The organism is uncultured Corynebacterium sp. (assembly GCF_902489365.1).
In the GTDB taxonomy this organism is placed as follows: domain Bacteria; phylum Actinomycetota; class Actinomycetes; order Mycobacteriales; family Mycobacteriaceae; genus Corynebacterium.
In genome coordinates this window covers 1-12,972 of sequence record NZ_CABTZR010000016.1, presented here as the reverse complement: position 1 = coordinate 12,972, position 12,972 = coordinate 1, and the positions used below count along the sequence as shown (strand labels likewise).

Annotated in this window: 9 protein-coding genes; 4 read left to right on the top strand and 5 right to left on the bottom strand. The window is 62.4% G+C overall.

The window, feature by feature from the left end; translation table 11 throughout:
* Positions 1 to 4 precede the first annotated feature (4 nt).
* Together RDN59_RS03985 and RDN59_RS03980 are read left to right on the top strand one after the other, a co-directional pair.
* Positions 5 to 1,255, top strand: a complete 1,251-nt coding sequence (locus RDN59_RS03985; protein ID WP_308606719.1) for an alpha/beta fold hydrolase — start codon at positions 5 to 7, stop codon at positions 1,253 to 1,255.
* A 105-nt stretch (positions 1,256 to 1,360) separates the two neighbouring features.
* A complete protein-coding gene (locus RDN59_RS03980) occupies positions 1,361 to 2,557 on the top strand; it encodes an SPFH domain-containing protein (protein WP_308606717.1) in 1,197 nt (398 codons plus the stop codon).
* Positions 2,558 to 2,676: 119 nt separating this feature from the next.
* Here the strand turns inward: RDN59_RS03980 and RDN59_RS03975 are convergent, their stop codons facing one another.
* From RDN59_RS03975 to RDN59_RS03955, 5 genes are all read right to left on the bottom strand, one after another.
* Positions 2,677 to 4,386: an ABC transporter family substrate-binding protein gene (locus RDN59_RS03975; protein ID WP_308606716.1), complete on the bottom strand. Its 1,710-nt coding sequence runs from the start codon at positions 4,384 to 4,386 to the stop codon at positions 2,677 to 2,679.
* 60 nt (positions 4,387 to 4,446) lie between these two features.
* A complete protein-coding gene (locus RDN59_RS03970) occupies positions 4,447 to 6,417 on the bottom strand; it encodes an ABC transporter ATP-binding protein (RefSeq protein WP_308606715.1) in 1,971 nt (656 codons plus the stop codon).
* A complete protein-coding gene (locus RDN59_RS03965; RefSeq protein ID WP_308606714.1) occupies positions 6,414 to 7,499 on the bottom strand; it encodes an ABC transporter permease in 1,086 nt (361 codons plus the stop codon). The genes RDN59_RS03970 and RDN59_RS03965 overlap by 4 nt, the downstream gene beginning before the upstream one ends.
* Positions 7,500 to 8,483 (bottom strand): ABC transporter permease, encoded by a 984-nt coding sequence (locus RDN59_RS03960; protein ID WP_070516086.1) that lies wholly within the window; start codon positions 8,481 to 8,483, stop codon positions 7,500 to 7,502. It abuts the gene before it with no gap.
* Positions 8,484 to 8,852: 369 nt separating this feature from the next.
* Positions 8,853 to 9,635 carry an HNH endonuclease family protein gene (locus RDN59_RS03955; protein WP_308606713.1) on the bottom strand — a complete coding sequence of 261 codons (783 nt, stop codon included), beginning with the start codon at positions 9,633 to 9,635 and terminating at the stop codon, positions 8,853 to 8,855.
* Between the two features lie 37 nt (positions 9,636 to 9,672).
* Between RDN59_RS03955 and RDN59_RS03950 the strand changes: the two genes are divergently transcribed.
* Complete coding sequence (locus RDN59_RS03950) at positions 9,673 to 9,843, top strand: hypothetical protein (RefSeq protein WP_308606712.1); 171 nt, start codon at positions 9,673 to 9,675, stop codon at positions 9,841 to 9,843.
* A 5-nt stretch (positions 9,844 to 9,848) separates the two neighbouring features.
* A partial coding sequence (locus RDN59_RS03945; protein WP_308606711.1) for a fatty acid synthase subunit beta domain-containing protein occupies positions 9,849 to 12,972 on the top strand: 3,124 nt, incomplete at its 3' end.

The following is a 12,972-nucleotide window of genomic DNA, read 5'->3' as shown; positions in this document are numbered from 1 at the left end:
AAGCATGAAACGCTTCGGCCACACCATTAAGGAACACACCATCACCGTCCCCTGGGACTATGACAATCCCGCCGCGGGGGAGTTCGAGCTCTACGCTCGGGAAATCATCCCGCCGGGCGGTGAGAATTACCCGGCGCTGCTCTATAACCAGGGCGGGCCGGGTTTTCCGGCGCCGCGGCCGACGGGTGCCTCAGGGCTCATCGGGAAGGGCCTGGAGCGCTATCGCTGGATCCTCATGGACCAGCGCGGCACTGGGCGCAGCCACCGCATTGACGAGCTCAGCCCGGCTGAGGATCGCAGCGCAGCGCGTCTGGCGCAGCTGCGGCAAGAGAATATCGTGCGCGATGCCGAGCGCCTGCGCGAGCACCTCGGTGAGGAATCCTGGGTTCTCTTCGGCCAATCCTTCGGCGGCTTCATCATCACCGCCTATGCCTCGATGTTCCCTGATTCCATCGGGCGCGCCTTCCTCACTGGTGGACTGCCCACCCTGACCAAGGGCGCGGATGATCTCTACCGCACCACTTTTGCCAAGCTCAAGGTCCGCCACGAACGCTTCTATGCCCAGTTCCCGTGGGCACAAGGGCGCATCGAGGAAATCCTCCACCACCTAGACAACTCGGAGGAGCTGCTGCCGACAGGGGAGCGCCTGTCTTCGCGCCGCTTCCGCACCATCGGAATTGAGCTGGGGCGCGGCACTGGCTTCGATTCTTTGGGCTACCTGCTGGAGGAGCCTTTCCGGACGGTGAACGGCGAAAAGCGCTTGCGTTCGGACTTCCTCAACGACGTGGGGCAGCGCGTGAGCTTCCAGGCTGGCCCGCTGTATGCGGCCATCCATGAATCTATCTACGGCGGCGTCGGCGACCAGGCCGTCACCGGCTGGGCGGCGCACCGCGTGCGTGAGGAGTTCCCCGAGTTCGCCGAGGATGGCACCTATCTGACCGGTGAGCACATCTTCCCCTGGCAATTCGATGAGGATCCGGCGCTGCGCCCCTTCAAGCAGGCCGCCGAGGAGCTCGCCGCCCACGAGTGGGCGAGCTCTCCGTATGACGCCTCTGCGCTTGCCGACGCCCCCGTGACCGCCTCCGCCGCCATCTACCTCGACGATATCTTCGTGCCCTTCGAGGATTCTCTGGCTACAGGGGAGACCTACCGCGACCTGCGCCCAGTGGTGACCAACCGCTTCCAGCACAACGGGATTAGTGAGGACGGCGCGGGGATTTTGGGTGAGCTCTTCCGAGCGGCCGACGAGCGTTAAGGGGCTCCGTGTGGGCTCGGGGAGTAGTCTCCCTCGCCGAGTGGCGGCGGTCACCGTGTGGCACACTGGTTAGGAAAATCTAAACCGAGCAGAAAGGATAAGCCTATGGGCGGTCTCATCGTCATTGGCGTGATTCTCCTACTTATTATTGCCACCGCCTTCGACGGTTTCTACATCGTCCGGACGAAGGAAGCCGCCATCATTGAGCGCATGGGTAAGTTCGTGACCGTGGCTCACGCAGGCTTGCACTTCAAGCTGCCCTATGTCGACCGCGTGCGCGCCAAGATCAGCCTGCAGATTCGTCAGCTCGATGTCATGGTGGAAACCAAGACCAAGGACAACGTCTTCGTCCAGATCCCGGTTGCCGTGCAGTACGAAGTAGTCCAGGGCAGCGAGCGTCAGGCTTTCTACACCCTGTCCAACCACGAACAGCAGATCGTGGCCTACGTTCAGGACAACGTTCGTTCCTCGGTGGCAAATATGAACCTGGACGATTCTTTCTCTTCCAAGGACACTATTGCCCGCAACGTGGCGATGTCCCTGCGCGATAACATGGCCGCCTACGGCTGGAACTTCGTCAATACCTTGGTTACCGATATTCGCCCGGATGCCCGCGTGCGTGAGTCCATGAACTCCATTAACGCGGCGCAGCGTGAGCGCGAGGCGGCCGTTGCCCAGGCGGAGGCCGAGAAGATCCGCGTGGTCAAGGAAGCCGAGGGTGCGGCCGAGGCTAAGAAACTGCAGGGTCGCGGTGTGGCTGACCAGCGAAAGGAGATCGTCGAAGGTATTGCCCAGCAGTATGAGCTGCTGCGTGCTGCCGGCGTGCAGGAGAACCCCGAGACCCTCATGCTGGTCTCCCAGTACCTCGACGCCATGGTGGACGTAGCCGACCGCGCCCACACCAATGTGCTGTACATGCCGTCTAATCCGGGCGGCATGCAGGATCTCTTCGGCGGTATGCGCGATACTTTGCTGTCCACTAACGCTATTAATGATGCCCCGAAACCGAAGGTGCCGGCCGGCGAAGCAAAGCACAGCCGCGAGAACGCCGCTGCTGAGCGTCGCCGCCGTGAGGAGCAGGAGCGCCGCGAGCGCGATGAGCGTGCCCGCCGCGATGCTGAGCTGATGGAGCAGGCGCAGCGCGCACAGCAACAGGCTCAGGAAAAGGTGCAGAACGCACAGCAGGGCCAGGGCTTTGGTCAGTTCTCGGGCTTCCCGGCCCCGCCGCAGGGTAACAACCAGCCGCAGAGCGCGCGCGATTATTTTGACCAGTTGCGCAACCAGCTCAACAAGGACAACTAAAGACAGCTAAGCACATTAAAAGAGGGCCTTCCCACAGTCCGGGAAGGCCCTCTCTTTTCTTTCGGCGGAAGTGAGAGCAAGGCTCCATGCATCATATGATGCGGCGCCGAGCGCGTTACCTACTTGACGTAGCCGATGTTTTCGACCTCGATGACAGCGAAGGATTTGGCACCGAAGTTAGCGATATCCGGGTTGGTTGCCACCATGTCCGGACCGTTGTAAATCGGCATGATGCCGTACTGGGCCAGTGCTTCCTTCTCCAGCTTGTTGGCTTCCTTGATCTGCTCGTCAGGGTCGGAGATCGTGGCGAGCTCATCGATCTTCTTGTCCATCTCCGGGGTACCCGTACCGGAGCGGTTAAGCTGCGAGCCGGAACGGTAAACCTGGCCGAAGTAGGCCACGCCGAATGGGTCACCGGAGGTGATGCCCATGGGGAAGACATCGAAGTCATAGGAGGAGGTGATCTTGGAGAAGTCCGCGGAGGGGCGCTCCTCCACCTTCAGGTCCACGCCGATGTCCTTCATCATCTTCTGGGTGGCGGTAGCCAGGGCCTTGCTGATGGAAGAATCACCCAGCAGTGTGTAGCGCATGGACAGCTTCTTGCCGTCCTTTTCGCGGATGCCGTCGCCGCCTTCCTTCCAGCCGGCCTCATCGAGCAGCGACTTGGCTTTCTCGGCGTCGAACTTCACGACGGAGCCGAAGTTATCCTCGTAGCCTTCTTGGGTCTGGTACAGGGTGAAGGAACCCGGCAGGTCCTCGGTGTAACCGTTGAGGCCGTTGAAGCGGATGCCGGACAGCGTGGAGCGGTCAATACCGGTCATGATGGCTTCGCGGACCTTGGCATCGGAAAGAATCTCGTTCTTGGAGTTGAGAACGATGAGCGAGTTGGACGGGGCCATGGCGGTGCGGATCTCAATGCCCTCCATGTCCTTGACCGCAGCCAGACGCTCCTTGTTGCCTACGCCGGTTGCATCAATTTCGCCGGCCTTGAAGGCGTTGATGGAAGCCTGGCTCTCCATCTGGCGGTAGGTTACCTTGTCCAAGAAAGGCTTGTCGCCCCACCACTTCTCATTCGGGACGAAGGTGGCGCTACCACTCTGGAAATCGACGTTCTCGATCTTGTACGGTCCCGCACCCCACTCCGGGTGAACCTTGCTTAGGTAGGCGGTATTGAACTTCTCCGCGGAATCCACCTGCGGCGGGAGTAGGAAGTTGAACAGACCCTGCCACCAGGGATAGGCCTGCTTGAAGGTGATGACGGCTTGCTTGTCGTTCTCGCCCGGCTCCACGGACTCGATGAGCTCGTAGCCGTCGGTGGAGGAAACGTTAGCCTCCTCGTTCTCACCGTTGTTGAACTTCCAGGTGTTTTCGAAGGCCTTCCAGTCAATCGGCGTGCCGTCGTTGTACTGCGCCTTCTCGTGGATGGTGTAGGTGACGACGGTCTTGCCGTCCTTCTCCTCGTCCTTGACATCCGTGATGTAGTCATTGTTGACGTGGAATTCACCTGCGCCATCGAAGAGACCGATCTGCGGGTTGTAGTACTTCCACACGTCGTTGGTGTACAGAGTGCCGTCGGCCTGGAAGGGGTTCTGCTGCTGGGAGATCTCGGTGATGGCCAAGCGCAGCTCACCGCCCTCCTTCAACTCGGAGCGGTCCTTGGCGTTGTAGGAGCCGTCCAGCTTGACGTCGAGCTTCTCGCCGGAAGCGGAGTTGCTGGAGTCCTTGGAGCCCTCAGAGTTGCCGGAGCCGCCATCGGAGGCGCAGCCGGTGAGGATGAGGGCAGAGGCGGTGACCACTGCGAGGGCCGTCCTGCGGAGCTTCATGTTCATTTTTGTGTCCTTTCGAGAGGAAACATGGAGACAAAGGGGAGTATTCAGTTATAAGTCTTGCTAAGCCGGGGTTTCGGCGGGCTGGTAAATTTCGCGCACCCGGTCGCGTTCCACGGCTGGGTCCGGCACCGGGATGGCGGAGAGCAGCGCGCGGGTGTAAGCGTGTTGGGGGTTGTCGAAGACCTCGTCGGTGGGGCCATATTCCACGAAATCGCCCTTATACATCACAGCGACCTTGTCGGAGAGGTGGCGCACAACGGACAGGTCGTGGGCGACGAAGACCAGGGAAATACCCAGACGATTCTTCAGGTCGTGCAGCAGGTTGATGATGCCAGCCTGGATGGAGACGTCGAGGGCGGAGACGGGCTCGTCGAGCACCACGATGGAGGGGTTGGTGGCTAGCGCGCGGGCCAGGCCGATGCGCTGGCGCTGACCGCCGGAGAAGTGTCCGGGGAAGCGGTCCACCTGGTGGGACTCGAGGCCGACGAGCTTCATCAGCTCTGCCACGCGCTGGCCGACGTCCCCCTCGTACCCCAGCGACTCCAGCGGCTCAGCGATGATCTCGCGGATGGTCATGCGCGGGTTGAGCGAGCTCATCGGATCTTGGAAGACGATCTGGATGTCCTTGCGCAGAGAGCGGCGTGCAGACGCGCTCAGGCCAGAAGTACTGGTGCCATTGACCACGATGGTGGAACCCTCGGGCGGGTTGAGGTCCATGATTTCCAACAAGGTCGTGGTCTTGCCGGAGCCGGACTCACCCACGATGGCGAAGCACTCGCCCTGGTGGACATCGAAGCTGACGTTCTTGACCGCGTGCACGGTACCGACGCGGCGCTTGAGAATCGCTCCCTTGATAAGCGGGAAGTCCTTGACCAGGTTCTTGACCTCCAAGGTGACAGGGCGCTGCTCATAGGGCGTATCACCCAGCGAGTCCGGGGAAATCTGCGGCAGCGGGTACATGCGCTCGCCACCAATCGTGCCGTCCTTGATCTCATCGGATCGCAGGCAGGAGGCGAAGTGGTGGGGTGCGTCGTCAAGCGCGCGCAGCTCCGGCTCCACGGTGCGGCACTCATCCTTCACCACCGGGCAGCGGTCCGCGAAGGGGCATTCGGCTGCGACCTCGATGAGGCGCGGCGGGGTGCCGGCAATAGGCGTGAGAGGCTCATCGGTGGCCTTGTCCACGCGCGGCGTGGAACCGAGAAGCCCCACGGTATAGGGCATCTTGGGGTTGTTGAAGATGGTGTCGACATCGCCCAGCTCCACCGGGCGTCCGGCGTACATGACGAGAACGTCGTCGGCGGTGCCGGCGACCACGCCCATGTCGTGGGTAATCATGATGACGGCCGCACCGGTTTCGCGCTGCGCCACCTTGAGCACCTCCAGGATCTGTGCCTGGATGGTGACGTCGAGGGCGGTGGTGGGCTCGTCAGCAATGATGACGCGCGGGTTATTCGCCATGGCAATGGCGATGACCACGCGCTGGCGCATGCCGCCCGAGAACTCGTGCGGGAAGGACTTCACGCGCTTGTCTGCCTCCGGGATGCCAACGAGTTCGAGCAGGCGAATGGCTTCCTTCTCGGCGTCCTTCTTGGAGATATCGCGGTGGGTTTGGAGTGCCTCGATGAGCTGGTCGCCGATGGAGAAAACCGGGGTCAAGGAGGAGAGCGGATCCTGGAAGATCATGGCGATGTCCTTGCCACGGATCTTCGACATCTCCTTGTCGGACTTGCCGATGAGCTCGGTGCCGGCATAGACCACGGAGCCTTCCACCTTGGCGTAGTCGGGTAGCAGACCCATAACCGCGAGGGAGGTCACAGACTTACCGGAGCCGGACTCGCCCACAATGGCCAGGGTGCGCCCAGGCATGAGGTCGAAGTCAACGCCACGCACTGCGTGGACGGAGCCAGCTTCCGAGGGGAAGGTGACGGACAGGTTGCGTACCGACAGAACCGGGTCGGCGGACCCGGCGGGACCGGTGGCGCGGCTGGCCGGGACGGCGTTGGCGGTATGCGCAGTATTCTGCGGGGTCATGCTCGGCCTCCAGAGTTCGAGTTGGGGTCAATGGCGTCGCGCAGACCGTCGGCGATAAACGCCATGGATACGGTCAGCAGCGTGAGGACGCCTGCGGGGAAGTAGAAGAGCCAGGGCGAGGCCTCGACGGCGTTGGCGCCGCCGGCGAGGAGGGTGCCCAGGGAGACGTCGGGAAGCTTCACACCCAAGCCCAGGAAGGACAGCGCGGTCTCCGACATGATGGTGGACACCACGCCCAAGGCCGCCTGGATGATGAGCAGCGAGCCGATGTTGGGAACCACGTGGCGGAAGATGGTGCGCAGGCGCGACACACCCATGTAGTCCGCGGCACGGACGTAGTCGTTTTCCCGCACACTCAGCGCCATGGCCCAGATAACACGCGCCGGGTACATCCAGCCGAAGGCAATAAGCACGACGATGAGTAGCTTCCAATCGCCGCCGGAATCGGAGACCACCAAGGCGATGAGCAGGAAGGTCGGGATGGCCAGCAGGAAGTGGATGACGGCCAAGATGACCTTTTCCACTGCGCCGCCGTACATGGCTGCAGCTGCGCCGATGAAGGCGGAGATCAGTGTGGAGGCGAGCGACACGATGAGCGCGATGATCAGCGAGCGGCCCAGGCCATGGACGGTCTGCGCGAAGAGGTCGTTACCGGAGTCAGTCGTGCCGAACCAGTGTTCAGAGGAAGGCCCGGTGGAGAGGTTGAAGAAGTCCGGTTCGTCGAAAGACCACGGAGTGAGGAAGCTTCCGAAAACGGACAACAGCGCGAGCAGCACGAAGATGACGAGGCCGATAGCAGCCGCCTTGTTGCGGAAGAAACGGCGAACATAGAGCTTGAGCTTTGAGGTGCCACGGAAATCGCTGCTGGAGTATTGCTTGCGCTGTGCGTCATCGACATCAACGCCGGAACCAAGTGCGGACTGTGCGCTGGGTTCGGTCTGCGGTGAAAAGTCAGCAGTGGCGGTATGCGGACGCACACCGAGGTTGTCAGCAGCGGAGTCGATGGCGAGATCGTTGCGGCGGTGGCGCTGCGGCTGGCGCGCTTCCGAGCGCGGCGACGTGGATTTCTTTTCTGGAGACATTTAGCTCACCCTTACTCGCGGATCGAGGGCTACGACGACGAGGTCAGCCAGGATTGCGGAGAAGGCAATCATGACGGCACCGAAAGCGGCGACGGCGGTGGTGCCGTTGACATCGTTGCGGCTGATGGTTTCGATGAAGTACTGGCCCATTCCCTTCCACGCGAAGATGGTTTCCGTCATGATGGCGCCGGTGAAGATTCCGGGAACGGAGAAGGCCACGGAGGTCGCAACCGGGATGATGGAGGTACGCAAAGCGTGCTTGCGGATAGCCTGCGAGCGCGTGAGGCCCTTGGCCCGGGCAGTGCGTACATAGTCGGCGTTGAGGTTATCCAGCAGCAACGTGCGCTGCATCATGTGGTAGCCGGCGTAGCTGATGATGATGAGGGAAATCGACGGCAGGATGAGGTGCTGCGCCATATCGAGAAGCTTGGGGAAAAAGCCCTCGACGCCGAGGCTGGAAGCGCCCGTCACATAGACCACGCGGTGGCCGGTGACGCGGTTGATCCACAGGCCACCAGCAACAACCAGAATGGAGGCGACGACCACGTGGGTGTTCATCGTGATGATGGAAACGCCCTGCCAGAAACGATCAGCCGCCTTGTACTGGCGGGAGGCGGTGTAGACACCGAGGCCGACGCCGATGATGACGGAGAGGATCGTGGCGACGAGCAGCAGCTGCGCCGAGACGAGAGCGCGGTGAGCGATTTGCGCGCTGACCGGGTCGCCGAGAGGGGAGGTACCCCAGTCCCAGTGGAAGAGAATGTTAGAGAGCCAGCCCCACCAGCGCTCAATAAGCGGGGTCTCAGGGTTGAGCCCGAGCGGAGTGAGGATGCGGCCGATTTCTTCCGGCTCGAGCGGTGGGTTGCGGCCGACATAATTTGATCGGGGATCAAGGAAGGTTGCGGCCAGGAGATACGCGATATTAGTCGCGAGGAAGATGACTACCAGCCAGCTGGCGGTCTTCTTGATGATGTACTTGAACATCACTATTCCTTCGCAGGGTTTGTCTCGGCAGATTCGGTGAGTATGGCGGCCGATAAGAGTTAACGGCACTCATGTGACCTAGACCTCAGTCTAGGTGCTGTGTCACATATTAAAAGAAATGTGAGACGGGAGAGGAATAATGATTGTTTTTTGTTTCATGGGGGCGCTCCCCATGTGTGAAACTTTGTATTAATTACATATTAGTTGGCCTATAGAATTTTGCGGCATGGGGGTGTCTGCGCAGGGCCTGAAAGCTTCTTTGGGCTCACAAATCATGCCTGATTGCCTGGGTGGGAGTGAATAATATGCGCATAGTTTGGGGGTAGTGTGCAGGGGGATTGCGCTGAATAGATAAGAATTAAGGAACGTTCAGCAAGCATGCAGCAGCCGGCTCAGTGCATCTTTTTCTGCTTCCGTGACCCAGATTTCATAGACCGCTTTTACCTCGACGATGCGACGCGCATACTCACAGCGAAAACCTTTGTTGGGCGGCAGCCACGTGGCGGCATCGCCAGCGCCTTTCTGCTGGTTGAGAGGACCATCGACGGCCAGGAGGTTGCGTGGGTCATTGGCAAAGTTGCGGCGCTTTTCGGGTGACCATTGCTGGGCGCCTTTCTGCCAGGCGTCGGCCAGCGCCACAACGTGATCGATCTGCACCGCACTCGAGGTCTGTGCCCCGCGCTGGAACTCAATGTCCTGGCCCGAATAGGGATCGTGCAAGGTGCCGGACAGTGCCACGCAGTCGTGGGTGCCTTCCTTGAGCACGAGGCTTTCCGAATCTAGGTCTCTGCGGAGGATGTCGTTGCGGGTATCGCAGCCGTTGTGGCCGAAGTCCACCGTGACGTCATCGGACCACGCCTGGCCAAACTCTTCGCGCTCATAGCCGGTCTTGGGCGCGCGGCCTTTGACCTCCAAGGAATCTAAGGCAGTGAGTGCTTCGGCGATGTCCGGCGCGGGCGCGGCCTCGTCGGCATGTTTTTCTTCGGTGCGTTCTTCTGCTGGGCCTTCCTGCGTGGGCGCCGTTGAAGTAGTGACGCTGGGCCGTTCGGGCGCAGGTTCGGTTGGGGTGGGGAGGATAAGACCGATGGCCACCAGGACTGCTACCGCGGCATTGAGGAGCGCGGCGATGAAGAACGGGGTACGAGTGGCCATGACGCATTGATCCTAGTGGGTAGAATCGGCACACGGTATGAGTATCGATATGTTCTTTGACGAGTACCTCGCTGAACGCGGCCTGACGCGCTCGGCGGAGGTCATCCCGGATCACGCCTGCCAGGTCTTTTGCGGTATGCCGAAGCCGACATCGCATCCTTCCCTCGAAGAGGCGGTGCAGCTTGTGGCGCGCACCTTGGGGGAGTAGCGCAGGTGTCTGATTTTCGCGTCTCTGCGCCTTTGTCCGTGCGCTTGGGCTCCGAGCCTTTCGCGCTGTCTTTCTCCGGACAAGGTTATGCCTGGCTGCCGACGTTGCGCGATGCCCTGGCCACCGGCGTGCGGCCACATATCGCGGAGTACCTTGCCGAAGCCGAGCAACTCCTTGCCCCGCTGGAGGAGGAACTCCTGCCTTCCACACCGCACGGGTTTGCGCCTATGGCCTGGGCAGACGAGGAGCCGGCGTGGGCGCACGCGCTGGCCGACGCCTCGCTTTCCACCCCCGGCATCCTCACCTCGCAGTTGGCAGTCCTTGAATCGCTGCGTGCGCATGGAATAAAACTCGAGGATGCCGTCACCAGCATTGGCCACTCCCAGGGCGTGCTTGCCGCGGCGGTTGTTGAGGGACGCATGAGCCCAGCTGGGGCCCTGGCGCTGGCGCGCCTCATTGGTGCGGCTATGGTAACCACCGCGCGCAGCGCTGGGCTCGTCCGCACCCCGCAGGGCGCGCCCATGGCGGCGGTGACCGGTGCGACAAAGCAGCAACTGTTCGACGCCGGCGCCCACATCGGACTCGACAACGGGCGGGGGCGCTTCGTTATTGTCGGAACACCAGCTGAGCTTGCCCGGGTGAAGACCGCGCTGCAAGAGAACTCGACCCCTACGGAAGGGGAGGAAGGCAAGCCCGCCGCAGTTACCGTTTCCGACCTTGACGTTTCAGCTGCTTTCCACCATCCCACCATGCAGTATGCGGTGGAACAGGTGGAAAGCTGGGCGGCCCGGATCGGACTGGAACCCGAATCCGCCGCGCAGCTCGCGCGGGCGGTGCTCACGGACTACGTAGATTGGCCCGAGCGCGTTGACACAGCGCTTCAGGACGGGGCGCGTTGGATTTTGGAAATCGGGCCCGCCCGTGGGGTGGAGCCGCTGACACGCGATCTCGTTGCTGGACGCGGCGTGGGCACGCTTGCCGTGGGGACGGCGGAAGGACTGGCCCAGCTCGTGGAACCGGGCCGCGCACCGTCCCTGCCTTGCGCGTGGTCCGAGTGGGCACCGCGCGTGGCAGACGGGCGTCTGGCGACTGCCTTTACCCAGTCCACCGGCTACTCGCCGGTCATGCTTCCCGGGATGACCCCCACCACGGTGGATCCGGAAATCGTCGCTGCGGCGGCCAATGCTGGGCACTGGGCGGAGCTAGCCGGCGGGGGACAGCACACCGATGGCATCCTGCAGGAGAACCTGCACACCCTGGGGCGGTTGCTGCAGCCCGGGGTGAACGCCCAGTTCAATGCGCTGTATCTCGCGGCCTCCCAGTGGCGCCGCCAGATTGAGGGACCGAACTCGATTCTGCGAGCGCGTGCGGCGGGAGCACCCATCAACGGCGTGGTGATTTCCGCCGGCATTCCTCCTGTGGAGGAGGCCGTGGAGCTGGTGGAGAAGCTCCACGCGGCAAACATCCCGTGGGTTGCCTTCAAGCCGGGCACCTCGGCGCAGGTGGAGGAGGTGCTCCGCATTGCTGATGCTCTCCCTCAGACCACTGTCATCGTGCAGCTTGAAGGTAGCGCGGCCGGTGGCCACCATTCTCTAGAGGGCCTCGATGATGTTCTGGCCGCCACCTACGCGCGGATCCGTGAGCGCGACAATGTCCTCCTCGCCGTCGGCGGGGGAATCGGCACCCCAGAGCGTGGTGCAGAGTACCTGCTGGGCACGTGGGCGCAGCGCTTCGGCCTGCCTGCGGCGCCAGTCGATGCCATCATGGTGGGTTCCGCCGCTATGGCGGCGAAGGAGTCCACCGCATCCGAGTCGGTGAAGCAGGCTCTCGTCGCCGCGCACAGCGGGGACGTTGTGTCGGGCCGCTCGGACCTGGGCGCGGACATCCATGAGCTGGATAATTCCTTCGCCCGCGCCGGGTGCCTCTTGGATGAGGTGGCCGGTGACGCCGCGGCCGTGGAGGCACGGCGTGCAGAGATTATTGAGGCCATCGGGCGCACGTGCAAGCCCTATTTCGGGGACCTCGATGAGATGTCCTATTCTGAGTGGCTGCAGCGCTACCTCGAGCTGTCCTACCTGGACGGCTGGGTGGATGAGTCCTGGTTTAACCGATTCACGCGCATGGTGGCGCGGGCCGAAGCCCGCCTCCACCCGGCCGATCACGGCGATATTGAGCTGTGCGTTGAGGCTGACCGCGAGAAACCGGCTGAGGCGATTAATCAGCTGACCGAACTCTACGGTGACGCGGCGCTGCACCCGACCGACGCCGCGTGGTTCATTCAGCTCGTGGATGGCCCTGGCAAACCCGCGAACTTTGTGCCGGTTATTGACTCCGAGATACGCCGCCGCTGGCGCCGCGACACCTTGTGGCAGGCCCACGATGAGCATTACGACGCCGACGAGGTCTGCATCATCCCCGGCACGGCAGCCGTCGAGGGAATCGAGCAGGCCAACGAGCCGGTGGCGCAGATACTTGGCCGCTTCGAACATGCGGCACTTGCGCTTCTTGACGAGACCGAGGATGACTCTGGCGAGCCCGCTTTCAGCACTGAAGAGCTCATTCGCTGCGCCCCGGGGCTGAATTGGGCCGGGCGCGAGCAGCCCAACCCCCTGCGCCTTGGCCTTGATGGGGCCGAGCTGGAAGCTGGGGGCGAAGACGCCATGTGGTTGACCGTTCCTTTCCACTCCGGAGCTGGGCTGCGTGTGCGCATCACTCTGCCGCGCATTCCGGGTGCCTCACCACTGGTCACTGTCGACGATGCCGAATCCGCCATGCGGGAGCTGCTGCGCCAAGCTGTCGGCGGCGACCTGCCTGAGGTTGATTCCGGGGCCGCAACAGTCACCGTTCACCTCAGCGCCACCGACATTGCCCAGTATGGTGCGGTGACGAGCGGGGAGATGAGCACTGCTGTTTCGCCCGATGTCCTCCTTGGTCGCGCCTGGCCGGCACTCTTCGCTGTCCTGGCCAGTGCCCACACAGAGTCCGGGGAGCCGTTGGTCGAAGGCTTCCTTGACCTCGTCCACCTCGAGCACTCGCTGAGCCTCACGCCAGACACCTGGGAGCTGCTTCGCAGCAGCGCCGCCCCAGGCTCCGAGCCCTTGGCACTGAGCTACACCGCCGAGCTGGAGG